We start from the raw sequence: 25459 nt of genomic DNA on the forward strand, positions 1-25459 counted from the left end.
AATGGGAGTTTAGATCAGCAGGATCCAGCACTCGTAAATTACAAGAGAGTCAATAAAAGATTAAAATAAAAATTCTCCTTAAAAATGGATGGTGGCAAAATTCATGCTGATCCAAAATTAAGGAGAATAAGTAATTAGAATTTATATAGTCAATAATTTATTGCGGAAAATATCCGCCTAATTTCATACTGATCTCTGTTGCAACACTTTTAATTTTCTCCCCCATTTTTTCAATATCCTGCTCCTTCAGCTGAGCAGTCATACCGATTATCGCAATGGCCATTTCCACACTTTCCTCGTTGTTAAAAATCGGAGCAGAAACACCAACAATACCCTCGATGTATTCACCAAATGTAGCAGCATATCCATTTCTCCGTATTATGGGCAACTCTTCCTTTAATTCTAAAATTTCTTGTTCAGTCAGCTTACGCAAACCATCATTCATTCTTAATAACTCATCTGATTCCTCTTCATCCATATAGGCTAATAAACATTTTCCATATGCGCCATCAACTACTGAAAAATGTCTTCCTACTGAAACGTTAATTCCAAATTCCTCACCTTCAACTTTAGCCAATATCGTGGAGCGTTTTTTTCCAATTCTATTAACAAGAAACGTTGTAAGGCCCGTTTCCTCAGAGAGTTTTTCCAAACAAGGGAGAATAACTGAAATATCAAACAAATTTTCTTTTGCCCTTTCTCCTAAAACAACTAAATAGGGACCTAGACTGTAGCGTTTGGAGCCTTTATCATAACGAACAATCGAAAGCTCTTCTAATTTCTGCAAAATTCGATAACACGTGGTTGGAGTAAGAGAGGTAGCTTTTGCAATCTCTGTTAAATTACTTTTATTATATTTTTTACGGCTGAGCAGTGATAATATTTTGAAAGCGCTATCAACCGCTGGGACATTGTATTTTCTTTTTCCAGTGCTTTCTGCTTCACTTAACTTATTTTCCATTGGCTTTCCCCCTGACAAAGTTGTTGTGACTTAACAAATTTGGTAAATTTAAAGCAGAACTACCTAAAAAAAATGGGTAGATTTATCTCATACAATTATTTTATATATAAAAAAGTTTTTCGTCAACGTAAACATTGATTTTTCTAATTATTAAATATTCACAAAACCTTCCCTCTAAAAATTATTAATAACACGCCTTGTCCTTTAAGTATTCACTGACCCAATAGGAGAAGGGTTAAATCTAAACCTCTGGAACACTTTTATAAGTTAATTAAAGTTTTAATAAAAAAGCCCCTACAAAAGTAGGGGCCTAATATACCATCAATTTAGCTTTTATAACGGGACGAAATAAAATTACTATTTACTTTATTAATCAAACTTTAATCTCCACACCCGCCATTCCCTCTATAAATTTCGCAATAGCCGTATGATCCATCTCCCCTCCGCCCTGAGACTTTGCGTACTGCCATAACTGAAAAACGGCACCGGAAATAAATGCAGGCACCTCTGCTCCTTCAGCTATACCATTGGCAATGGTGAGATCCTTACACATTAAGTCAATTGTAAAGCCCACCTCAAATTTTCTCGATAATACTTGCTGAGGAAATTTGATTTCACTCGAGTGGCTTCTTCCGCTGCTCGTATTAATCACTTCTAACATTTTGTCAGGATTAAGACCTAACTTTGTTCCAACAGCCAGGACTTCTGCAGTTGCCGCTAGTGTAGTAGCACAAAGCATATTGTTTAGTGCTTTAATTGTATGTCCTGCTCCTAACTCTCCTACATGTGTAACATTTGAACCGATATCGTTTAATAGAGAATAAGCACCTAAGAAAACATCCTCATCCCCTCCAGCCATAATGGCCAGGGTTCCGTCTTCGGCTTTCTTAACTCCTCCGCTTACTGGTGCATCTAGCATGTGAATCCCATTCTTAGAAAGTTCAACGCCAATTTGTTTAGTGACTCCAGGTATTGATGTTGTCATGTCAATTAAAGTGCTGCCTTCCAAGAATCCCGATAACAGACCATCGGGCCCCAGGACGACACTTTTCACTATTTCTGCGTTTGGCAGCACAGTTATAACGTAATCATTGTTTCTGGACAGAGCAGAAGGAGATTCATATGGAATGGCACCAAGCCCTCCAAAAAATTGTAATAATTCCTGATCTAAATCATAAACTGATAATTTGTATCCCTTATTTAATAAATTACGGGCAATTCGTCCGCCCAGATTTCCTAAACCTATTAAACCAACCTTCATTGACACCACCGCTCCCAATTTATTACGAAAGTGTCTTATGAGGGCCCTGAGTTAAAAACAACCAGTTATTGAGATATGGTTTACTGATTATCTACAAACTTCTCCAATACAGTCAGAGCCCGCTTTTCCTTTCGTTTTAAGCTTTCAAGTATTTTTTTGAGATCCTTCTCTTTTAAGCCAGCCATTATTTCGCTGTATTCCCTGACGGAATGGTCCATACTGGTTGGATAGGAAAGTGAAATATATCGAAATGGAATTAATTGCCCATTAATTCTCATATATAAATCTTCTAAAACTGTGTTTCCTGAGAAGACAAAGAAATCCTTTTGAAGCTCTTCCAGCAGGTCAAAACATTGCTTAACCTTATTGCCTTCAAGTGTCTCCTCCATTTTAATGATTAAATTTTCAATTTTTTTTAGCTGTTCATCGGTTCGCGAATCCATCAGTTTAGTTAAGGCTATTTCTAATAACCTGTAAACAACCTCATAAAGATCAAGTAACTCTTTTTTTGTTCTTTTTTTTACAAAAACGCCTTTTCGGGGTACCCGTTCAACAATTCCATCCTTTTCCAATATAAATAATGCTTCACGTATTGGAGCTCTGCTGGTGCCGAATTCTTTGGTCAGTTCTAATTCCAATAACCTGTCACCAGGTTTAAGAGCCCCCTCTGAAATTTTAATAGCAATCTCTTCAGAAATTCGTTGTGATAATGTTGTATTTTCAAAGCTCATTGTATCATTTTCCTCACTTATGACAATATGATTCCGGGAAGTTACAAACTATCCCATTTCTACGTAAATCATACCATCTTTAACTACCACAGGGTAGGTCTTAACTTTTCTATTACTTATGCCAAAAAGGGCTTCCCCTGTTTCCAGGCTAAACTCCCATCCATGCCATGGACATCTCAACACTTTTCCTTCAAGCCCAAACTCAAACTGTGAGGGCTTACTCGGAAGCATAGTTCCACAGACTGCCCCCTCACAAATTGGTGCCAGTTTATGAGGACAAACGTTTCTTACTGCATATACTTCTCCGTCTTCAAAAAAGATTCCAATTGATGTTCCATTTATTTCTGTAATTAGCGCCTTTCCTGCTGGAATATTGCTGAGTTCACCAATGCAAAATGCCATTCTTTTTTCCCTCCCTGTTATCTGGTGATTTCTAATTTATTTAAATTAAATAGTTCAGCAGCATTATCATAAAATATTCGCTGCCTTACAGGCTCTGGCAGGGTGGTAAAAGTGTTGTCAGGAAAATCATTATCCCAATGAGGATAATCTGTGCTAAAAATTAATGTTTTTTCAGCATGCATCATTTCGAATATTTGCATAAGGTATTTGCCTTTCTCTGGTTCCTCTACTGGCTGAGAAGTAAAGCGGACATGGTCTAATAAATATTTGCTGGGTTCTTTTTCCAGCCATGGTACTTCCTTTCTAAAATTACGCCAGTTTTGATCCATTCTCCACATTACAGAGGGAACCCAGCTGTAACCAAACTCTGCTGCTAAAACTTTGAGCTTAGGGAATCGAACAAATACTCCTTCGAAGACCATACTTACCAAATTACCATATGCGATCTGCGGGAAATCTGTATGCCTCTCAATATAGCTGGACGGTACTCCTCCTGCCATAGAAACACTTGTTGAAAAGCCGCCTTCAGTTCCCGTAGGATGAATAAGTATTGGTAATCCAAGCTCTTCAGCTGCTTCATAAATCGGATAATAATAGCTGTTCCCCATTAATATATTAAATAATGGCATAAAAACTGCAACTACTCCCTTTTCATGACCTATACGCCTAATTTCTTCTGCAGCTTTTAAAGGATCGTGAACGGCTATACACATCGCCAATTTATAACGCGAGTCTATTGTCAGCCATTCATTTAAAAAATAATCATTAAATGCCCGTGCCAAGGCGGCGGCTTCAATTGGGTTGGGATATACAACTATTTTTCCCGCCTGTACTGAAGTTAAAATTGCATGTTCAATATTGTAGCGGTTCAGCAAAACTTCGCGCATATAGATTGGATCCGATCCACCAGCACCACCACCTGGCGGTTTTGCGTCCAGTCTGATGGAAGTGGATTTTTCCAACGGGGGACGAAGTGGGTGGTCAGGTAGTGTCAAACGGCAATCGAACACTTTTTGCATTGATTTACCTAAATAAGGGAGCAGGCCTTTAATATCTCCGTTAATCCAAGGATGTACATCGGCATCGATGATTTTATTCACTTTGTTTGCTTCCATTTTCTAACCTCCTAAATAAATACCACATCCAGTAAAATATATTGTCGACAATATATTGATTATATGAACCTTATTTCTCAAGTTACTTGGTAAGGTTTGTTAAATAAAACTCGCCGGGTGAATTAGTTTCTTCTATTATATTGTTTATGATTTTAAGTATTAAATTCGTTACTACAATATGATTCTAAAGCCATTAATCCGATTTCATCACGCGCAAACGTATTAATTAGCGAAACTGTAGTCGGCTTCAAAGGAATTCCATCAACTTCCCTTTTTTTCTTTAATTCAAATTCGATTTCCCCTGGCAAATATATTCTTTCATGTCCTTTTGCTGTCGGGGATTCCCGTAAGGTACGGCTTAAATAGGCAACTCTATTCTGGAAGTTACCACCATTTCCAAACCTGTTAATATCTATTGCTCCAAATACATGTCCGCAGCCCCAGGCAGCCTGTTCATGGTTTTGCAGTTCACTTTCAGCAGGCCCTTTAGAAATTCCTCCAACTTCAAAAGAAAATAACGCTCCTGTTAATGCCGCAGATAAAATCTCGTTAATAACAGCTATGCCATAGCCTTTATACCCTCCAAATGGCAATACAGTTCCTTCGACTGCTTCACGCGGGTCTGTTGTAGGTTCTCCATCTTTTGTGATGGCCCAGCCTACAGGCAATGTTTCATTTTCACGCGCCAGCATTCTGATTCTTCCTCTAGCAGATACACTGCATGCCATATCCAATACAATCGGAGGCTCATCACCGGCCGGAATAGCATAAGAAAATGGATTATTGCTTAGAAGTGCATCCTTTCCACCCCAAGGAGCCATAACGGCAGGACCATTTGTCGTGCAAAAACCAATTTGATGATGGTGCAGTGCCTTCATTGTATAATAGGCAGCAGGCCCAAAGTGGCTGCTATTTTTTACACCTACAATTCCAATCCCATATTTTTTTGCACGCTTGATAGCTGTATCCATTGCAATATCAGATGCCAGAACTCCCAGACTCCCTTTTCCGTCAATAACTGTAATTGGTCCTTCGTCTATATCTTCATGTGTGACTTCCAGCTCGAGGTGCCCCTTTAAAAATCCTCTTGCCCACCGAGGCAAATTTTGAACCCCATGAGAGTGAACCCCTCTTAAATCAGCATCTATTAAAACGTCACTAACCAACGATGAGTTTGCTTTATTTAACCCGACTTTCATAAATGCATCATATGCAAATTTTCGGAGCGCTTCTGCACTTACGGTAATCATTTTATTTCCCCCTTTTTAATCTGGGCTCAAACTTTCATAGAATCATATTTGTCATTAATAATTGGGATATCGCTTTTTTCAAGTGCAATACCCATATTAAAAATTTCATATGGCGTTTTGCCTTGAAGCAGCAGATCTTTTATTTCTTTTTCTCGTTCAGCTCTTTTTTGGGCTTTCTGTAAAATTTCTTCAGCTTGTTCAAGAGGTACAACGACAACTCCATCATCATCGGCAACTATGATGTCGCCAGGGTTGACCAAAACTCCACCACAAACCGCTGGTACGTTTATTCCTCCGATTTTTTCAACACTGCTGGTTTTTGAGGAAATTGATTTTGCCCAAACTGGAAATTGGTTAGCAAGTATGGCTTTAATGTCTCTTACAGCTCCATCAGCTATTACACCGGAGATTTTTCTGCCTATTCCAGCGAGTGTCGCCATTTCTCCCCAAAGAGCATTATATGAATGAGTTCCCCGGAATGCAGTAACTAATATATCTCCCGGTTGAGTAAGAGATAATCCAAGGTGCATTGAAAGGTTATCCCCGGGTGTATTAATAGCGGTAACAGCGGATCCAGCAATTATCTGTCCTTTGCAGATAGGTGTAATGGAAGGATCCATTAGTGTTTCTTCAACCATTGACTCGTATATCGTGGAGACACCCATTTCTTTAAATTGTGCAATGAGGCTTGGGTTTGCCCGTTCTATTTGAGAGTAAATTTTGCCGAAATTGGACATTGACATTTTTCCTCCTTTTTTACCCTGTTATTTGCTTATTGCATGCTCACTTTTCCGTGAAGAACTAGTACCTTTCCAGTGTATAAGACACATTATCACAAATAAGCTTATACCAATTATATCTGTTATGTGACCTGGGAATAACAATAATAATGCCGCTGCAAACGCTATTATTCTTTCAGCTATGTTAGCCTTGTTTATCAAAATCCCCATTGTGCCTACCGCCAAAATAACGACACCAGCAAGGGCAGTCGTAATACTTAAAATAATGTCGATCGGTTCTCCTTTCATTAATAGAACCGGATCAAGAACAAACATAAACGGAATTATGAAAGCAGTTAAACCAATTTTCAAGCTGTATACAGCTGTTTTCACCCAATCTCCTTTAGATATTCCGCAAGCAACATATATCGCTGCACAAACTGGTGGAGTAATGGCAGATAATACAGCAAAATAAAGTAAAAACATATGTGCAGCGATACCTTCAATACCCAGGTTTATCAATGCTGAACCGACAACAGAAGCTGATAGTACGTAGGCTGCCGGAGTAGGTGCTCCCATTCCTAAGATGATTGTAATAATCATTGCCAATATTAAAGCCAAAAAGAGATTTCCTTGACTGAAGGACATGGTCACTAAAGAAAACTTTACTCCCAGTCCGCTGGTGTTAATCGTCGTCACTAAAGTCTGTGCTGCCGCAATTAACATTACAATAGTCACCATGCTTTTTGCTCCGCTATCCAATCCAGAAATAATCCTTTTAATCGCTTCTTTAAATTCCTTTTTCGATCTAACATTGCATATAAAATATAGAACAATTGTACCAATATACATCGTATATCCAGCTTTTCCTGCCGTGTATCCTGAAAATAACAATGCTACTAGCAATATCAATGGAACAAATAAAGGGATAAATGTTCTCCAATTAAATGCTTGTTTCCAAGTCGGAATCTCTTCATCGGATAGACCAGTTAAATTATTTGCCCGAGCATAAAAATAGATTGATACCATAATAGATACAAAAAATAACAAAGCTGGTATCAAAGCTGCAATCATAACATCCACGTAATTAAGAGCCAGTAATTCTGCCATAAGAAAAGCACTGGCACCCATAACAGGAGGCATGATTTGTCCGCCTGATGATGCCACTGATTCAACTGCCCCAGCAAAGTTTCTGTTGTAGCCAAGTCTTTTCATGAGTGGAATGGTGAAATTGCCTGTTGTAGCCACATTTGCAACAGTGCTTCCGTTAACGGAACCAAATAATGCACTTGTAACTGTCGCAAGTTGGGCAGCGCCGCCTCGCCACTTACCTGTTAACTTAGAACCTAAATCAAAAATAGTATTCCCTAGACCTAAACTTAGAATTAAAGATCCATACAAAACGAAAATCACCAAGATATTTGCAGAAATAGACATTAATTGTCCCCATATTCCCTGTGTGCCCAATAAGAAGGTTTGCATTAGCCTTTCATAACCAATCCCGGCATGTCTCCATATTCCAGGAAAATAGGGGCCGAGGACAGCATATGTAATCCCGCAGATGACTAAAAAAGGAATAAACCAGCCTAGTACTCTTCTGGCGCCTTCGAGAACAATAATTAACAGAATCGTTGCCATAATAATATCTGTAGTGTTATAAACTCCATGCTGTTCAATTATTCTTGGATATATGGAAATAACATATACAGTAACAATACAAGCTAATAGTATGAATAATAGATCAAACCTCAAAAGCCATTTATTGTTTTTAAACTTAGAGGAACCTGAAAAAATAAGAAAACAGATAATTGTCGCACCAATTAAATGGAGAGAACGCTGAATAATGCCTGGTAAAGTCCCAACTCCCATAGTGTAGATATGGAAAAGAGCCCATGTTAGTCCTATTACGCCGACAAACACGAGATATTTTTTTGAAAGATTACGGCTATTCTTTTTTATCTCGGATTCATCTTCAGTAAATAATTCCTCTAATTGCTTTACCAATTTTGACATAATAAACCTCCTTTCATAGTGACTTCCCTTGTAAAAAACCTCTTTTCTACAAGGGAAGAAAAGGACTATTTAGATAATTAGTTAACTTCTTTATATTCTGGCGGGATTAACTCGTCCGGAACTTCATAACCATTTTCCTTTAAAAATTGGACAGTTCCTGCATGGAGAGGAATTGCTGAACCAAGCGTAAGTTCCGGTATATCAACATCAGCAGCTGCAGAGAATGAATTCAGCCATATTTTCTTTCCTTCTTCTGACCACATAGCTTCCCACATTTTATATCCAGTCTCTTGGGAAACGGAGCTATCCAGAAGGATACTCATCGTAAATTGTACTGTATGAATATTCTCATCAACTCCTTCATAGGAACCTGCAGGGATCGTATTTGTTCCAATATAAGGAAGTTTTTCAGTTATGCTTTTGATTTGATTTTCTGTTAAACCAAGCAGTTTAATTTTTTGCTCTGCTGCTGTTTTTTGAACATAAGAATCGGGAGGAGTTCCTGTCTTTGTTAAACCTACAATTCTACGGTCGGCAAATGCAGCTTGTGCATCTGACATACTGCCAGCATAAGATTTTGGTTGAATACCGAGTGTTTCAAAAACAGCAGTCGTCACTTTTTCAGTGGAGGTTCCTGATCCGCCAAAGGAAAAGTCTTTTCCATTTAAGTCCTCAAAACTATTCACATTAGCTGACTCTGAGACAATAAAGTTAAATGGTGATGGTACAAAATACCACAGTGCCCGGATATTCTCATTTTTTATATCCTTAAAATCCCCTTCACCGAAATAAGTTTGGTAGTCACTAGGAGAAGTCCCCAAAGCCATCTTCCCCTCGCCTTTACTCAATCGCTGCATATTATCACTAGATCCGCCAGTTTCAACTACTGATACTTGAATTTCCGGATTTAATGTACTTATTGCATTTGCAATACCTACATTGTAGCCATAATAGGAAGACGAACTATCTGTAGCAAATAAGCTGATAATTTCACCCTTGCCATTCCCATTTTCTCCATCAACATTTGCAGAACAAGCACCTAGTAGCCCCATCAAGAATATCCCAATCATGCCTTTTAATATTTTCATATAGCTAAGTCCTCCTTAGTCAATGATTCTTTTATAAAATTGTAAAGAAGTTTTACTTCCCCCCCCTCTAAACAAAATACTGATGTATTTATATGATTAAAGTTATTCTCTTTTATGTTCAAAAAAATTAATTAATATTTTTGAAGCACTTACAAACTTATTTAAAAGAAAACCGATTTAAAATGCTGAAATTCAAAAGTGAAAGTTGAAAGGCATGTCTAAAAGGCTAAATAAGTAAAAAAATATATTGTCGACAATATTTAATATTAAACTGATACTATCATATATTTTAAATATTGTAAATATTACAAATATATTTATTATATTTATATTGTTTATAGTATTATCAGCATCCTTGGACTTTAAGAAAAAGCAAATAAAAAAGACCGAATAAAAAATTATTCGATCCCAACTTTTTAATTTTGTACGAAAATTCCATATTTCTGGCATTTCCTTGTCAACGTAGAAGCATCTACCCCAAGCTTCTTAGCTGCCTCTCTTAAACTTGAACTTTGTTTCAGCATATCCTCAATAATATCCCGCTCAATGATTTGCATTTTTTCTTTTAAGGTATAGGTATCTTTACTGACTTTATCTGCAGCTATGTTTGATGGGAGGTCCTTAACTGTAATCGAGTTTTCATCTGTCATGATAAAGGTTCGTTCGATCACATTTTCAAGTTCACGGATATTCCCTGGCCAATGATAACTTTCAAGTATTTTTAATACGTCAGGAGATATTGTTTTGAGAGTTCCATACCTCGAGGATAGTTTTTCTGTTGTCTTTATGATAAAAGGGATAATATCTTCTTTTCTTTCCCGTAATGGAGGAATAGTAATTGGAAGTACATTTATTCGGTAGAATAAATCCTCTCTGAACTCTCCCTTTTCCATCATTTCTTTTAATGGACGGTTAGTAGCACATATAAGACGGAAACTTACCTTCTTGGATTTTGTGCTTCCCAGCCGTGTTACTTCAAAATCCTGCAGCACCCGTAATAATTTAACCTGTAGCTTTAAAGGCAGCTCACCTACTTCATCCAAAAACAAGCTTCCATTTTCCGCAATCTCAATTAGTCCGGGCTTTCCTTTATCACTTGCTCCTGTAAAAGCCCCTTTTACATAGCCAAAAAGTTCAGATTCTAATAAATCACCCGGAATTGCTCCGCAGTTTACCTTAATAAAAGGGCTATCTCCCCCACTGCTTGTCTCATGTATAAGCCTTGCTAAAACTTCTTTGCCTGTACCAGATTCCCCTAACAATAAAACAGGAGAATCAGCTTTGGAAACTTTAGGTATCAAATTAAGTATTTGCTTCATTTGCGGGCTATTTGCAACAATTTTTTCACTTTTAATATGTTCTTTATATAAGCTGAGCTCTCTTAGATACCTTTCAGATCTTTCCTCGGCATCATTTAATTGATTTTCAAGCTGATTTAACTCAGATAAGTCCCTTGCTGTGATGACAATTCTAAAAAGCTTCCTGTCTTTATATACAGGTGTACCTGTAACTAAAACGTTTTTTCCGCTTCTGAACTTCTGAATTAATGAAACTACCTTTCTATCTCTCTTAACAATAACAGCTACAGCTTTAGAAATTGTTCCATTCTTTTCTAGTTCAATACTTGTCTTGCCGATTAACTCATCTTCAGTAAGTCCAGTAATTCTTGTATAGGCAGAATTTAACCTGACACATCTCAGGTCAGCATCACAAATATAAATTCCTTCCTGACATGCATGGATTGCTGCTTCTAGTTCAAGACAGTCTTCAAAATTATTGTGATGCTTAATCTGTTCAGTCTCGATCATCACCGTTTAAAGCTCCTTTCTGCTGCAAAACAGAAATTGGTACTGCGGAAAAAGTAACGGGAAACATAGAAATAAATTGGAACTTATTAAAATAGAATTTATATTCAGTCAATTATCTATTAATTATATCAAAGAGAATATAGGAAGTCAGTGGATTTTTGGCACGTGTCTTGCATATTTCAGACGACATTGAAATTTTAATTACCTTTTGGAATTTAGAAACCAACTATTGATAGTTTGATATTTCAATCAGATTTCCGTCAGGGTCCCTAATATAAATTGAAATAATATTACCCATTGCCCCAGTTCTTTCTACAGGGCCTTCTTCAATTTTAACCTTGCAGCTCCGTATATGTTCTGCTGCCTCATGTATATTTACATTGGCAATAAAGCACAAATCTCCTGAGCCTGGCACTGGATTATGGGCCTTGGGTTCAAACTCACTGCCTTTTTGGTGCAAGTTAATCTTTTGGCTGCCAAATTTTAAAGCTTTTCTGCCTTCCCCAAAAGTAATAACCTCCATTCCTAATACATCATTGTAAAATCGGCAAGACCGGTCAATGCTTTCCACTGTCAATACAAAATGGTCCAATGAATCGATTTTCAAGAGATCTCCACCTTTATGTTTTTTAACAAAAAACAAAACCTCAAAAATCACTCAAAGGTTTTGTCTAATTGCCGGCTATTTGGTTATTGACTGGCATGCTGATCATTAAAATGCTGTTTCCCTAATTGGTACCAATCTGCTCCATTGCTATCAATGATAACTACAGCAGGAAAATCTTTTACAGTTAATTTATAAATGGCTTCAGGCCCTAAATCCTCATAGGCGATGACTTCCATCGATTTGATGGAGCGGGTGATTAAAGCTCCGGTTCCGCCAATTGCAGCAAAATATATAGCTTTGTTTTTCTTCATACTATCAATTACTTCCTGACTGCGATATCCTTTGCCTATCATCCCTTTTAGTCCCCGATCAAGCAGCGATGGCGTATACTTATCCATTCTTCCGCTCGTAGTTGGACCGGCTGATCCTATAATCTGCCCTGGCTTAGCTGGGGTTGGACCAACATAATAGATGGTTTGCCCCTTTATATCGAAAGGAAGGCCTTCGCCTTTTTCAAGGGCTTCTGACATTCTTTTATGGGCAGCATCTCTTGCGGTATAAATAGTTCCGCTGATCAGCACGCGCTCGCCTGCATTTAAATTTTTCAAAACATCTTCTTCAATAGGGCTGGTAACTTTCGTTGCTGACAACTGAATTCCTCCTACAGTCTGACTTCTTTATGCCTGCTTGCATGGCAGTTTAAATTTATCGCTACTGGCAGTGCTGCTATGTGGCAAGGTTCTATCTCAATTTTCACATCCAGGGCAGTTGTATTTCCTCCCATGCCCTGCGGCCCAATGCCAAGTTTATTGATTTCTTCCATCAATTCCTTTTCCAACTGGGCAAGCTCAGCACGTTCACTGCGATGGCCAATTGGTCTGAACAATGATTTTTTTGCTAAATAAGCGCATCTTTCAAAATTGCCCCCTATCCCAATTCCGACTACCAAAGGAGGACATGCATTCGGCCCAGCTTTTGCTACCGTATCGAGTATATATCCCTTAATTCCCTCAAGGCCATCTGAAGGCTTTAGCATCTTCAAGCTGCTCATATTTTCACTGCCGCCTCCCTTTGCGGACATGTGAATAATCATTTCATCACCTGGAATCAACTCAATATGAATGATGGAAGGAGTGTTATATCCTTTGCTTTTTTCCCGGGTAATAGGATGGTCAACGATTGAATGCCTGAGATACCCTTCTTCGTATCCTTTTTTAACCCCTTCATTGATCGCATCATAAATGCTTCCTCCGGATACTTGGCACTCCTGGCCAACTTCCACAATAAATACTGAGACGCCAGTGTCCTGGCACATAGGAACCCGCTCACTTTTTGCTATATCTGCGTTCTGGATCAGCTGCTCCAATATGTCTTTGCCTGTTTCTGATTTTTCATTTTTTAAGGCTGTTTGAAAAGCCTCGACGACGTCTTGGCCTAAGTCAAAATTTGCTTCCTGGCACATCTTTGCTACCTGTTCAACAATCTCCCCATAAGTAATGATTTTCATGTTACCTTCCCCCTTTTCCATCATTAAGGCATTTCAGCTTTTGAAGCTGCAGGAGTAAATTGGATGCTTGTTTTGTGAATTCGATTTTTGCCTTCCCATTCCTTCTTTTCTTCCTTTATATCCTGAAGTTTATGGGCTCCGCGGCTCTCTTTTCTTACTGATGCAGCAAAAGCAGATGCCCATGCCGATCGAACTTTTTCACGAAGCTGAAGAGCCTGAAGGTTGTTTTCATTCTCCAAATTTATTGCGATTAGGTTTAATTCATCAGCAGCTTCTTTCAAGGAACGGGAGGTTCTTTCAATCCCCACTTTTTGCCACATAACTTCTTTTACTTTTTTGATTGTTTCATATTCCTCGATTTTTGAAGAACTATTTTTTAATTCATCTATTCCGAAATCCATAATGGCCGAAATGGCCCCTATTGATTTCTCCTGTACAGCCATCTTTCCCGCACGGTGGCCAAAAACAAGTGATTCTGTTAAGGAACCTCCCCCTAAACGATTAGCCCCATGAAGTCCTCCTGTCACTTCTCCGCATGCATAGAGGCCTGGAACATTGGTCCTTCCCCATTCATCTGTTTGCACACCTCCCATGCAATAATGCTGTACAGGACTCATTATCCACTCACCCGGATGCGCTTTTTGATACAGACGATACAGATATGGACTGTCATGCTGAAGTACATCTTCTTCAACTCCAGAAAAATCAATCAGTACTTTATTTTCTTTAAACATTGCATAGCTGAGTGTGTCTCTTGTTTCAAGCTCTTTTTTTGGATACTTTTCCATAAACCGTTCGTGTTGATCGTTTACAAGAAAAGCGCCTTTCGCAAAAATTTTTGTCATGACATCGATATTTGCGGGATGCTGCAAACGGTACGGATAAAATTGTACAAACTCCATATCAACAAGAATAGCCCCATGCCTCCATGCCATGCCGATTCCTTCCCCGGAAACATCCCTTGGGTTATCGGAAGATTGATAGAGTCCTCCAAAACCGCCTGTTGCCAAAATAACGGCTGGTGAATAAATAATATGAAACTCTTTGCCTTTTTGGATCAGTGCACCTTTTACTTCATTATTATCTTTTATTAAGTCAACCAATGCAGATTGTTCATGAAAATCAATTCTATTTCCATCGCATAATCACGCATTGGTTTTGTAATATTTTTTCCAAGGCCTGTTCCTGCATAAACTCTCCTTGGATAGGAATGGCCGGGAGTAATTACCACTTTTTCTCTCTCGAGGCTGATTCCAAATTTGCTTTCTAATTCATTCACTCTGACCGTACATTCTTCAGCTAAAGCTCTTGCTAATTTTTTATCTGATAAATGCCTGCCGCCTTCTACTATATCCTGTAAAAACTTATCCGGAGAATCTCCAGGAGAAAAGATGGCTGAATGCACACTATCAGAAATAACTGAGGATCCCCCAAGCCCTGCTTTTCCCTTCGTGATCAAAGCCACAGATGCTCCCTCTTCTTTAGCGGAAATGGCAGCAGCCAAAGCTGCCTGCCCCCCGCCGATTACCATTACGTCATATTGATCATATTGAAGCTTCCTCATCTCTTTAGCCAGCTCCTTAATGCATAGCGATTTGCATCCTTATTTAATTCTGCAATAGCTGTTGTTAACGGTATCTCTTTAGGGCAGACCTGAACACAATTTTGGGAGTTCCCGCAGTTTGCTATCCCTTCCTCGCTAATGATAACTTCTAATCTATGATTCTTCTGCTGCGCTCCCGTTGGATGCATGTTAAAGTATTTTGTCTGGCCTAAAGCCTGAGGCCCAATAAAGGGAGAACCGCTATTGACATTGGGACAAGCCTCCAGGCAGCACCCGCAGGTCATACAGGTGGAATACTTGTATGCTTCCTGTTGATCATCCGAAGAAATCAGCGGACCAGCTCCCATAGGATAAGTTCCATCAATCGGAATCCAACCTTTAATTTTCTTGAGGGCACTAAACATTCTATCTCTGTTCACAACGAGATCCTTTTCAACAGGAAATGTCTCCATAGGTTCCAAAACAATCGGCTGTTCCAGGAGATCAACCAATGTCGAACACGCTTGCCGGACTTTTCCATTTATTTTCATGCTGCATGCACCGCAGACTTCTTCCAGGCAATTATATTCCCAAGCTACTGATCTAACTTTTTCTCCCTGTGCGTTAACCGGATTTTTCTGTATCTCCATTAACGCAGATATAATATTCATATTTTTCCGGAAAGGGATGTTAAATTCCTCCCAGTAAAATGCATCATCTTCAGCATCTTTGCGCTTGATTCTCAGCTTAATATCAGCAGCTGCCATGTTATCACCTTCCTTTCTATGCGTTTGATGTTTCTTCTTTCTTCCCTGAAGTGACAATGTCATATCTTCTTGGTCTTGGAGCTATATATTTAAGATCGACCGGCTCATAAGTTAGGCTTGGACCGAAGGGGGTATAAGTGGCAATTGTTGTCTTTAGCCAATTTTCGTCATCTCTTTCCGGAAATTCAGGTTTATAGTGCGCTCCCCTGCTTTCATTCCTATTAAGAGCTCCAACCGTAATAACCCTTGCAAGCTCAAGCATATTTTTAAGCTGTCGGACAAACGGAACGGTTCTGTTATGCCATCTGGATGTATCATCTATTCCGATGTTCTTAAAGCGTTCCTGAAGTTCTTGAAGCTTCTCATCTGTTTGCTGGAGCCGGTCGTTATACCTAACAACAGTTACATTCTCCACCATCCAATCACTCATCTCGACATGAAGCTGGTATGGATTTTCACTGCCGTTCATCTTATAGATCTTTTCAATCTCTTCTTCTTGCTTTTTCTGTTCTTTTTCATAAAGGGATGCTGGAAGGTCTTCACAGGACTTTTCAAGCCCATTTACATAGCTGACTGCATTCGGGCCAGTCACCATTCCGCCATATATCGCTGAAACTAATGAATTGGCTCCAAGCCGATTTCCTCCATGATATTGGTAATCACATTCTCCACAAGCAAAAAGGCCAGGAATATTGGTCATTTGGTCATAGTCAACCCAAAGGCCTCCCATTGAATAATGCATGGCCGGGAAGATTTTCATTGGCAGCTTTCTTGGGTCATCTCCCACAAACTTTTCATAGATATCAAGAATCCCTCCCAGCTTGCGCTGCAATAATTCTGCAGATAGATGGGAAAGGTCAAGGTAAACCATATTCTCCCCGTTGATTCCAAGTTTGAGGTCGACACAAACATGAAAAATTTCCCGTGTTGCAATATCCCTTGGTACCAGGTTTCCGTAAGCTGGATACTTTTCTTCGAGGAAGTACCATGGTTTACCTTCACGATAGACCCAAACTCTTCCTCCCTCACCTCGTGCTGACTCTGACATTAACCTGAGCTTATCATCGCCCGGGATAGCTGTTGGATGGATTTGTATGAATTCTCCGTTTGCGTACCTGGCTCCTTGCTGGTATGCAATACTATGTGCACTCCCGGTATTTATAATGGAATTGGTGCTTTTGCGAAATATGTTTCCGATCCCTCCGGAAGCTAAGATTACAGCATCTGATTTGAAAGCTTGAATTTCCATTGATTTCAAATTTTGGGCTGAAACCCCGCGGCATCTTCCCTCATCATCTTTAATAAGAGATACCAATTCCCAATACTCATACTTCTCTACCAAACCTTCTGCCTCATATTTTCGAACCTGCTCATCAAGCGCATACAGAATCTGCTGTCCAGTAGTTGACCCTGCAAAGGCTGTACGGGAGTATTTAGCTCCGCCAAGCCTCCTGAAATCAATATGCCCTTCTTCTGTCCGGTTGAATTGAACGCCCATTCTGGCCAGTAAATAAATGATGTCCGGGGCAGCCTCGCACATCGCTTTTACAGGCGGCTGATTCGCTAAAAAGTCGCCGCCATAAATCGTATCATCGAAGTGTTCCCATACAGAATCCCCTTCTCCTTTTGTATTGACTGCCCCATTAATGCCCCCCTGGGCACACACTGAGTGGGAACGGCGAACCGGGACAAGGGAAAACAATTTCACTTTCTTTTTTGCTTCTGCTATTTTAATAGCGGCCATTAATCCGGCTAAACCGCCGCCAATCACGATAATTTCCTGTTTTTTCATAAGATCCCCTCCTCCGTTCGAATATCTCAATATAAGGTTCGAACTTAACTGACAAATGAAATTAAGCTTCCGATTCCTAAAGCAGCAAGTGCAACAAATATTCCAAAGCATATATTTCGGACGGTTTTTTGGGAAGCTGGACCGACTGTGATTCCCCATGTTATAAGAGCAGTAGATACCCCATTGGCAAAATGATATGTTGTGCTCAATACTCCGGCAATATAAAAACCCATCATAAAAGGATTTGCCAAATGCTCGCCTACCAGCTGGTGGTTCACTTCCGTTCCACTAATTACAGGACTAATTCTTAACGCCCATACATGATAGATAACAAAAATAAAGGTAATAATTCCTGTCACTCTTTGGAGCAAAAAACTAATGTTTCGCTTATATTGGTATACATGAGCGTTTGGTTTGGAAATGAAAGAGAGATAGATTCCATAAATAGCATGGAACAGGAGAGGAAGCGCTATAAATCCTATCTCAAGAAAAAGCAGAAATGGAAGACTGAGCATAAACTGGACATGCTCATCATATTTCTCGCTGCCCAAAATAGCCAAGGCATTTCCCATTAAGTGCTGAACTAAAAAAAGGCCTAGCGGGATCAGCCCCGCTAGTGAGTGCAATCTGGTAAAAACGAATCTTCTTGAAGATGAAAGAGGCACTACTGTGTTTGTTTGCATTGCTCTTCCCCCAATGCCATTGACATCCATTCCGCTGTGTCAATTTTCTCTAATCGCAAAACAGCCTGGACATGTTCTTCTGCGTTCCAAACCTTGCCCAAGGTCATCGATTTAAATTTTTGAATCAGCTCTTCCCTATCGGCAGGCTTTTCAGGATCCCCTTTAGGATAATCAGTTGCTTCACTGAAGGTTCTTCCATCATTCAGGGTGATGACAACCTTTGCCCCCCATTTTTCAGGATAAGCATTTTCATAATAGGGATCGGCCACTACAGTCACTTTTTTCATAAGCTCCCTTACCTCAGGAGATTGTAAAATTTCCTCATTATAATCGATTAATGATGCAGACCCTTTAATGGCAATCAAGGCTGCACAAAATTGGCTGCTGAACTTAGAGGCGTACACTGTCTCGGGGTTCGGATTATCTGTAATATTCAGGACAGTCTGGTAGGTTTGAATAGAAATGTTTTGTATTTGTTCATGGCTGAGGCTGTTTTCCTTCATGATGGTTTGGACACAATCCATTGCCGGGTGTGTGTGACGGCAGGAAGCATGGATTTTAAAGCTATTTTCAAGAATTTTAAATTCTTTGCCAAGATTTCTGGTGATTTTATCTGTATTATATTTTTCAGACATCGCATTGAAAAAGCCCCTTCTGCCTTCAAGAATCCTGGAGGCAGAGGTAAAATCTTTTTTCGCCAGCAAGGCAGCCAGAGCTCCGTTGTATGCAGCTTTAGCAGTATGAAGCTGTTTTGTGTTTGCCCCATCTTCAATAAATTCCCATAAACCTGCTGCTTGTGTGCCAGCATTTCCAAGAGCATACATCGTTTGCTCTACATTTAACTTCAAAAGCTTTGCCACTGCTGCAGCGGAACCGAAAGTCCCGCATGTTGCTGTGTTATGCCAATAATAATAGTGGGAAGGCGAGACGGCCTCTCCGATTCTATAGCAAATTTCATATCCAACAGCTACGGCGGTAATTAAGTCTTTTCCGTTTAAGTTATACGCTTCTGCCACGGCAGCTGCTGCAGGAATAACAACGGTACCTGCATGGATAATCGACGATTTATGAATATCATCCAGCTCTACAATATGGCTGGATGCTCCGTTGACTAAGCAGGCATTGCCAATGGACGACTTCCCACCGGTAATTAAAGTCGCTTGTTCATTCCCTCCCCACTCCTGAACCAACTCCAATATAGATTGAATCGGTTTTTCATCTTTACCTGCCAGTGCGGATCCATACCAATCTAAAATACAAAGTTTTGAATATTCCACAACTTCATCAGGTAAGTCCTCATATTTAACTTTAACTGCATATTCAGCCATTCTCCTTGATAAGGTCATTTTGCCTCACCTACCTTTGAAGATAATACAGTTTGTAATACACCGATTATGTCGTCGTATTTTTCAACGACATGCGCTCCAGATTCTTTAAGCGCTTTCATCTTTAAGGAAGGACGGCCCGTATTGCCAGAAATCATTGCTCCCGCATGGCCAAAAACAGTTCCTTCCGGCATAGATTCTGTAAACTTTCCAGCAACAAACGAGACTAGCGGCTTTGTAAAACCGCCCTCTTTTAGCAATTGAGCGGCTTCTTCCTCGAAGGAAGTGCCAGGTTCCGAAAAGGTTACAACTGCTTCTGTTTCTTCGTCCTTTTCAAATAAAACAAGAAGGTCTTTAATGTTTGTACCGATCAGGCTATCCCCGCCAATCCCTATGCAGGTTGTAACACCAAAGCCTGCCCTCTTTACCATCCAGGATGTTTCGGCAGTCATTCCGCCGCTCCTTGATATCACTCCGACGTTTCCGGGAACGAAACACCTTTCAGGGCGGTCACCGCCGATGGATCCCATTTTAATCCGATCCTTTGGATTAATCATTCCGACAGTATTAGGCCCAATTATCGTTACATTTTCTTTCCGTGCAGCATACAGTAGCTTTACCGCATCATGCTGGGGGATATTTTCGGTTGTGACCACAATCAGCTTTACTCCATTGGCAATAGCCTCGAGAACGGCATCTAAAGCAAACGCAGGTGGCACAACAATGAGGGTTGCATTAATGTCATGCTGTTTTACAGCTTCGGCCACCGTATCATAAACAGGAACCCCTTGTACGTACTGTCCGCCTTTTCCTGGAGTAATGCCCGCAAAAATCTTAGTACCATAGGCAAGTGTATGGCTGACAATCATGGAAGCTTCCCGGCCTGTAATTCCCTGTACAGCCAATCTGGTGTTTTGATTGATTAAAATGGACATTTAGGACACCCCTCTCATTTTTTTAACCATTTCTGCTGCGGCTTCTTCTATGGTCAAATCTTCACCAAAATAAGTAATCCCAGCATCCTGGAAAATTTTCTTCCCTTCCTCATCATTAACTCCTGCTTCCCGCACTACAATTGGAAAGACTTGAGGATCTATTCCTAATTCCTGAATGGCATTTACAATCCCTCTAGCCATTACGTCTATCTGTGTATTATTGGTGATGTTATGAGCGACAAAAAGGCCTTTAACTCCTTGTTTTGAGAGGATGCCTTTTGTTAACCCTTTTACTTTCTCTTCAGGCGGATTGCCGCCCGTTTCAGTGTAATTTGCAGGGGCAGCACCTAAATTGGTGAGGGCATCAAAGCTTAATAAACTTCCGCCTCCACCGCCGCACATAAATCCGATCTCGCCGCCATCCATTTCGGTATAACGGGCTGTCCCTCGGTAATCAGCGTCATTTACTTTTACCATTTCCTTCTCCAGCTGGGTTAAAGGCCTCCAGGAACGTTCGCTTCCTGATTCAACTTTGCCTTCAAGTTCCGGTTGGCGGTAAAGGGCTGCATCATCTACACCCATAACAGAAGCAGCTGCCAAAACATTTTCATCCTTCGTGAGGACCAATGGATTAATTTCAAGAATATAGCAATCATACTTCATAAACACCTGATATAATTTGCAGAGAATTCCTGTAGCCTTTACTAATGGCTTTCCAGTTATCCCAAGTTTGACCCAGATTTCTTTCGCCTGATATGGCTGAAGCTCAGTAAATGGTTCTACGTGATAGATTACTACCTTTTCGGGTGCATCTTTTACCAGGTCTTCTACTTCTACTCCGCCCTCTGTTGTCGCTATAATAACCGGAATCTGTTTTTGCGGATCAATGGTTATAGAAACATACCATTCCTCATCTATATTAATCTTTTCTTCTATCAATATTTTTTCTACCGGGAAATTTCTCACAGTCATTTGAAAAATCTCATCAGCTTTGGTTTTTGTCTCTTCTACTGTATCTGCAAACTTGATAGCCCCGGCTTTCCCTCTTTTCCCTACCGGTACAAGTGCCTTTAACACACAGGGCTTTCGTAAATGCTGTTCATTGATTTCTTCACTGCTGGAAATAACCGAATGTCTCGGTACAGGGATTCCATTTTCTTTAAGAATTGTTTTACTCGCATCTTCCAACATTCTGCCCATCTATACAGTCCTCCTTTTGGATATTGGATCCTATTTATAAAGAAAGGGAACTTACTTCCCTTCTTTTCTTATACTCCCTATTAGCGATTCTCCAGTTCGATATATGTGTTCAGATACAAGATTAGCGGCTGTTTCTTTATCTCTTTTGGTAACGGCTTCAAGGATTTTTCTATGTTCTGTATTTGAGGTTTCAATTTGTCCGGTTAAAAGGTGTGGAGTTTGCTGCGGAAGGCCATTCCACAATGTCCCAATAAATGAATTAAGACGTTCCCAATTACACCTTTTGACAAGCAAACGGTGAAAATCAATGTTATACTGTACAAAAGCGTCTGCATCATCGGCATTCTCCATTTCTGCAACCAGGGAGGAGAGCTGTTCGATATCTTGGTCTGTTAATAAATCGACACTTTGGTAAACAGCCATTTTCTCCAGCTCTGACCTAAGGGCATAAATTTCTTCAATGTCCTCGATGCTGATTGATTTTACTACAGCGCCTTTATGGGGCTCCAGCTTAATAAGGCCCTCTGATTCCAGCTTTCTAAATGCCTCTCTAACAGGCATTCTGCTCACGCCCATTTTTTCTGCCAGATCTGATTGCTTTAACCTTTCGCCCGGCTTAAAATCCCCCCTGATAATCGCTTCTCTTATTACATTGCATACTTTTAAGTGGAGTGTATCCCTATTCTCAATTCGCAAATCCTGATTCATAGACATATTTCAAATACCTTTCCTTATCCTATTTTAGCTTTAGGATACAGGATCCAAATATTATTGTCTACACTTTTCTGACATTTAAATTGATTTTACAAAAAACCGATCCAGTTCCACCACGTTACAGCCGTTAATATTGTAACGAGCATCATAATAATGGTCATATAGATTCCTGGAATAATAAACTCTTTTTGCCGGATCTGGCCAGTGCTATGGACAATAATATTAGGAGTTGCTTCAACTACAAGAATATATCCATGCAGGCATGCGAGTGATGCAGTTATACAAATTAATACCGGATCTGCACCAGCCTTCGCTGAAAGGCCCATAAATATAGGAATAAGAGTAACTACTGCGGTTGAAACATTGGCAACAGCTAAATGCAGAATTTGTGTGATCATTAATATAGAAGCAACAGCGATAATGGGCGAACGAAGCAAATCGATGAGCCACCCAGCACTCAAAGTGGCTCCAACCAGTTCAGCTGCACCCGAATGATTAAAAGCATAACCAAGCGATAATGTCACACCCATTATAAGGATGGTATCAAAATTGATCTTCACCATGTTCTCCCATTTTGAACAGCCCACACCTGGAAATGCCATTAAAATAACGCCTATCAGGGTAGGGATGCTGGCATGGAGTCCATGCAGCGGTTCAGTAAACCATAAACCTACAATCAGAATTAAGATTCCGATGCATTTTTTCTCATCTGTATTGATATTTCCTAACTCTTTCAGCTTTTTGTCCATTTCCTCTTTCAAATGATGGAATTCCTCATTTTCTTTTGGTAAGGGAAAGGACTTGATTAATATCAGCCAGGATAACGGAATCAAAAAAAGCCATATTGGAACCGTATACATAAACCATTGTAAATAAGATATCTGAATCCCCAAAAATTGCTTTAATAATTCCACAGTCAAAATATTCCCGATTGCTGCGGTCATGACAACTGTTCCGCTGATCGTTCCGCCAAATGCTACACCAAGAAGAATCATTTTACGCAGATTCCCTTCCTTCTTTACCCCAATATGGTCGAGCGCCATTAATGCAACTGGCAATATCAGGGTAGCTCTTACAGCTACTGCAGGGATAAAAAAAGCCTGCAACTGAGGGATGAGCAAAATGCTCGCCAATAAACCTTTAGCTGTGCCGGCCCACTTTGCCAAAATCAAATACGCCAGCCTTTTCGCAAGAGGAGTATCATTAACTCCTCTTGCCAGCATCATTCCTCCTATTATCAAAAAAATGGCAGGTGAGGAAAAACCACTGAAGATGATGTCCATGGTCACAATTTTGAATAACAGCATTAACACAAGCAGCAGCACAGCAGTAACACCCAGCGGCAAAGGCTCAAATGTCCAGTAAAAAACACTTAAGACTAAAAGAGCAAGCATAATCTTGGCCGTGTCACTGTTGCCGGGTAGAACAGCATAAACAGATGCAGATAGAACAACACCCAGCAACAGGGTAAATACTTTTGATGAATCAATTGCAATTGCACCGGAGGGCTTTGGCATAAAATTAACTTTTGCCTTCGTGTTCGGAGAACCCAATATACTCTCCTTCTTTCTTTGCCTTAGGCTCTTTTCTCATAGATTTTTGTTTTTGCCTATGAATTACACCCGTTGATTACACTAAGTCTTCCATCAAAAAGCAACAAACTTTACGAAAACCACAACCTTGGCCTAAATACGGCTGGCTGACTCAACCGGTGTACACAACTGAAAAAATCCTTCCAAATCCTCTAATTCTTCAAGCCTGTACACCAGATCTATAAGTAATTCTTTGGATTCTTCGCTGATGATATTTCCAGTTACATCCTTAAATTTTTCAATTAATTGCTGGTCAGTCATCGGCAGATCCATGCTGCCTATAGCATGCTCAACGAAATGGCCGAGTTCCCTCCCATCTGTTAATTTAACTGCCAGTTTCACCTGGTCTTCTTTAATATTCTCGTCAATCGTTAAGTGAACTTTTGACCTTAAAGCCTTCACCTCCGGCTTATTGACAAATTCGTCTGTAAACTCATTTACGCCTGCTTTTAAATGGAGGAACCCTGCAGCAGCACAGTGGTAAACACTAAATTTCCCTTCAAGCCCTGTCGTAAAATCAGTTTTGCCGGTTAGTTCTTTAACAAGCGGATGGCCTGTAATATGAATTTCTTCTACTTCTTCAGGTTTTAAGTTATGTGCTCTCTGAATGGCTATGATTCCATCAATGGCCGGATGGGTAACAATGCCGCTGGCAAATGGTTTATAGCTGTTCTTCTCAATTTCCCAATTACCTCCCCAGTTATCTGTCAGAAGCTCCAATTTTGTTTCTTCTGATAAAACATTGATAAATCCGCGCTCTGCTTCCAACGCTTTTTTAGAACTTGTAAATCCTTCGCCTGCAATGAATGCGGCCAGCATCCCATTCATTGCCGCTTTTCCCGGATGGTAGGGCTTCGTCATGGTTCCAAACATTTCCCTTAACCCGGTAGGATCTGTGGCGGCTATTCCAATGGCAAAGGAGGTTTTTTCCTCGTCCAGCCCCAATAGCTTGCTCATTGCCGCAGCGGCTCCAATCCCTCCTACACTGCCTGTTATATGCCAGCCTCGCCAATAGTGGGAAGGATATACAGCCAGGGCTAGTCTCGCCTGAACCTCACATCCTATAATGAAAGCCTCTAAAACCTCTTTCCCGGTTTTTTTCTTATATTCGCTATAAGCTAATACAGCAGGAAAAACAGGTGAAGAAGGGTGAAGGACCGTTTCAAGCAATGTATCATCAAAATCATAAATGTGGGAGGACATTCCGTTTAGCAAAGCAGCGAATAACATATCTGCCTTTTCTTTTCTTCCCAGAATAGTTGCTTGCGGGCTGCTCTCCATCAATCTTGAAACATTTAAAACTTTGTCCATTGATTCATGGTGAGCTGCTCCAATAGCAACACCGAGCCAGTTTAATAGACTTCTTTTTGCTTCATATACAGCATTTTCACTGATTTGGCCTAGATTTGTACGGTTGATATTTCTGGCAAGTTGATCGGTTACCAT

Annotated in this window: 24 protein-coding genes; all 24 read right to left on the reverse strand. The window is 40.0% G+C overall.

Annotation, left to right across the window (positions count from 1 at the left end; genetic code table 11):
- Nucleotides 1–157: 157 nt before the first annotated feature.
- The 24 genes from DFO73_RS22100 to DFO73_RS22215 all read right to left on the reverse strand — a co-directional run bounded on the left by DFO73_RS22100 (nucleotide 158) and on the right by DFO73_RS22215 (nucleotide 25459).
- Nucleotides 158–961 (reverse strand): IclR family transcriptional regulator, encoded by an 804-nt coding sequence (locus tag DFO73_RS22100; RefSeq protein WP_110066858.1) that lies wholly within the window; start codon nucleotides 959–961, stop codon nucleotides 158–160.
- 373 nt (nucleotides 962–1334) lie between these two features.
- Nucleotides 1335–2222 (reverse strand): NAD(P)-dependent oxidoreductase, encoded by an 888-nt coding sequence (locus tag DFO73_RS22105; protein ID WP_110066859.1) that lies wholly within the window; start codon nucleotides 2220–2222, stop codon nucleotides 1335–1337.
- 80 nt (nucleotides 2223–2302) lie between these two features.
- Nucleotides 2303–2953: a GntR family transcriptional regulator gene (locus DFO73_RS22110; protein ID WP_110066860.1), complete on the reverse strand. Its 651-nt coding sequence runs from the start codon at nucleotides 2951–2953 to the stop codon at nucleotides 2303–2305.
- A gap of 48 nt (nucleotides 2954–3001) precedes the next feature.
- Nucleotides 3002–3355, reverse strand: a complete 354-nt coding sequence (locus DFO73_RS22115; protein ID WP_110066861.1) for a Rieske (2Fe-2S) protein — start codon at nucleotides 3353–3355, stop codon at nucleotides 3002–3004.
- A 17-nt stretch (nucleotides 3356–3372) separates the two neighbouring features.
- Complete coding sequence (locus DFO73_RS22120; protein WP_110066862.1) at nucleotides 3373–4470, reverse strand: amidohydrolase family protein; 1098 nt, start codon at nucleotides 4468–4470, stop codon at nucleotides 3373–3375.
- Nucleotides 4471–4622: 152 nt separating this feature from the next.
- The gene (locus tag DFO73_RS22125; RefSeq protein ID WP_110066863.1) at nucleotides 4623–5720 is read right to left on the reverse strand and encodes an Ldh family oxidoreductase; all 1098 of its coding nucleotides are present in this window, start codon (nucleotides 5718–5720) and stop codon (nucleotides 4623–4625) included.
- Nucleotides 5721–5746: 26 nt separating this feature from the next.
- Nucleotides 5747–6463 (reverse strand): 4-carboxy-4-hydroxy-2-oxoadipate aldolase/oxaloacetate decarboxylase, encoded by a 717-nt coding sequence (locus DFO73_RS22130; protein WP_110066864.1) that lies wholly within the window; start codon nucleotides 6461–6463, stop codon nucleotides 5747–5749.
- Between the two features lie 21 nt (nucleotides 6464–6484).
- Nucleotides 6485–8452, reverse strand: a complete 1968-nt coding sequence (locus DFO73_RS22135; RefSeq protein WP_110066865.1) for a TRAP transporter permease — start codon at nucleotides 8450–8452, stop codon at nucleotides 6485–6487.
- Nucleotides 8453–8529: 77 nt separating this feature from the next.
- Nucleotides 8530–9540 (reverse strand): TAXI family TRAP transporter solute-binding subunit, encoded by a 1011-nt coding sequence (locus tag DFO73_RS22140; RefSeq protein ID WP_110066866.1) that lies wholly within the window; start codon nucleotides 9538–9540, stop codon nucleotides 8530–8532.
- 416 nt (nucleotides 9541–9956) lie between these two features.
- The gene (locus DFO73_RS22145) at nucleotides 9957–11348 is read right to left on the reverse strand and encodes a sigma-54 interaction domain-containing protein (RefSeq protein WP_258309697.1); all 1392 of its coding nucleotides are present in this window, start codon (nucleotides 11346–11348) and stop codon (nucleotides 9957–9959) included.
- A 226-nt stretch (nucleotides 11349–11574) separates the two neighbouring features.
- Nucleotides 11575–11955, reverse strand: a complete 381-nt coding sequence (locus DFO73_RS22150; protein WP_110066868.1) for a VOC family protein — start codon at nucleotides 11953–11955, stop codon at nucleotides 11575–11577.
- A gap of 83 nt (nucleotides 11956–12038) precedes the next feature.
- Nucleotides 12039–12605 carry a Fe-S-containing hydro-lyase gene (locus DFO73_RS22155; RefSeq protein ID WP_110066869.1) on the reverse strand — a complete coding sequence of 189 codons (567 nt, stop codon included), beginning with the start codon at nucleotides 12603–12605 and terminating at the stop codon, nucleotides 12039–12041.
- 11 nt (nucleotides 12606–12616) lie between these two features.
- Nucleotides 12617–13462, reverse strand: a complete 846-nt coding sequence (locus tag DFO73_RS22160; RefSeq protein WP_110066870.1) for a fumarate hydratase — start codon at nucleotides 13460–13462, stop codon at nucleotides 12617–12619.
- Between the two features lie 23 nt (nucleotides 13463–13485).
- Nucleotides 13486–14565: an FAD-binding protein gene (locus tag DFO73_RS22165; RefSeq protein WP_110066871.1), complete on the reverse strand. Its 1080-nt coding sequence runs from the start codon at nucleotides 14563–14565 to the stop codon at nucleotides 13486–13488.
- Nucleotides 14553–15026 carry an FAD-dependent oxidoreductase gene (locus DFO73_RS22170; RefSeq protein ID WP_110066872.1) on the reverse strand — a complete coding sequence of 158 codons (474 nt, stop codon included), beginning with the start codon at nucleotides 15024–15026 and terminating at the stop codon, nucleotides 14553–14555. Before DFO73_RS22170 ends, DFO73_RS22165 begins: the two co-directional genes overlap by 13 nt.
- The gene (sdhB, locus tag DFO73_RS22175; protein ID WP_110066873.1) at nucleotides 15023–15772 is read right to left on the reverse strand and encodes a succinate dehydrogenase iron-sulfur subunit; all 750 of its coding nucleotides are present in this window, start codon (nucleotides 15770–15772) and stop codon (nucleotides 15023–15025) included. The genes DFO73_RS22170 and sdhB overlap by 4 nt, the downstream gene beginning before the upstream one ends.
- A 16-nt stretch (nucleotides 15773–15788) precedes the next feature.
- The gene (gene sdhA, locus DFO73_RS22180; protein ID WP_110066874.1) at nucleotides 15789–17564 is read right to left on the reverse strand and encodes a succinate dehydrogenase flavoprotein subunit; all 1776 of its coding nucleotides are present in this window, start codon (nucleotides 17562–17564) and stop codon (nucleotides 15789–15791) included.
- Between the two features lie 44 nt (nucleotides 17565–17608).
- Nucleotides 17609–18247, reverse strand: a complete 639-nt coding sequence (locus DFO73_RS22185) for a succinate dehydrogenase cytochrome b558 subunit (RefSeq protein ID WP_110066875.1) — start codon at nucleotides 18245–18247, stop codon at nucleotides 17609–17611.
- Nucleotides 18229–19593 carry an MmgE/PrpD family protein gene (locus DFO73_RS22190; RefSeq protein WP_110066876.1) on the reverse strand — a complete coding sequence of 455 codons (1365 nt, stop codon included), beginning with the start codon at nucleotides 19591–19593 and terminating at the stop codon, nucleotides 18229–18231. Before DFO73_RS22190 ends, DFO73_RS22185 begins: the two co-directional genes overlap by 19 nt.
- Nucleotides 19590–20507, reverse strand: coding sequence for a succinate--CoA ligase subunit alpha (locus DFO73_RS22195; protein WP_110066877.1), 918 nt, complete (start codon nucleotides 20505–20507; stop codon nucleotides 19590–19592). Before DFO73_RS22195 ends, DFO73_RS22190 begins: the two co-directional genes overlap by 4 nt.
- Complete coding sequence (locus DFO73_RS22200) at nucleotides 20508–21707, reverse strand: ATP-grasp domain-containing protein (protein ID WP_110066878.1); 1200 nt, start codon at nucleotides 21705–21707, stop codon at nucleotides 20508–20510.
- Nucleotides 21708–21758: 51 nt separating this feature from the next.
- Nucleotides 21759–22421 (reverse strand): GntR family transcriptional regulator, encoded by a 663-nt coding sequence (locus tag DFO73_RS22205; protein WP_110066879.1) that lies wholly within the window; start codon nucleotides 22419–22421, stop codon nucleotides 21759–21761.
- An 89-nt stretch (nucleotides 22422–22510) separates the two neighbouring features.
- Nucleotides 22511–23974 (reverse strand): SLC13 family permease, encoded by a 1464-nt coding sequence (locus DFO73_RS22210; protein ID WP_110066880.1) that lies wholly within the window; start codon nucleotides 23972–23974, stop codon nucleotides 22511–22513.
- A gap of 132 nt (nucleotides 23975–24106) precedes the next feature.
- Nucleotides 24107–25459 carry an MmgE/PrpD family protein gene (locus tag DFO73_RS22215; protein ID WP_110066881.1) on the reverse strand — a complete coding sequence of 451 codons (1353 nt, stop codon included), beginning with the start codon at nucleotides 25457–25459 and terminating at the stop codon, nucleotides 24107–24109.

This window comes from Cytobacillus oceanisediminis, from assembly GCF_003182355.1.
In the GTDB taxonomy this organism is placed as follows: domain Bacteria; phylum Bacillota; class Bacilli; order Bacillales; family Cytobacillaceae; genus Cytobacillus; species Cytobacillus oceanisediminis_A.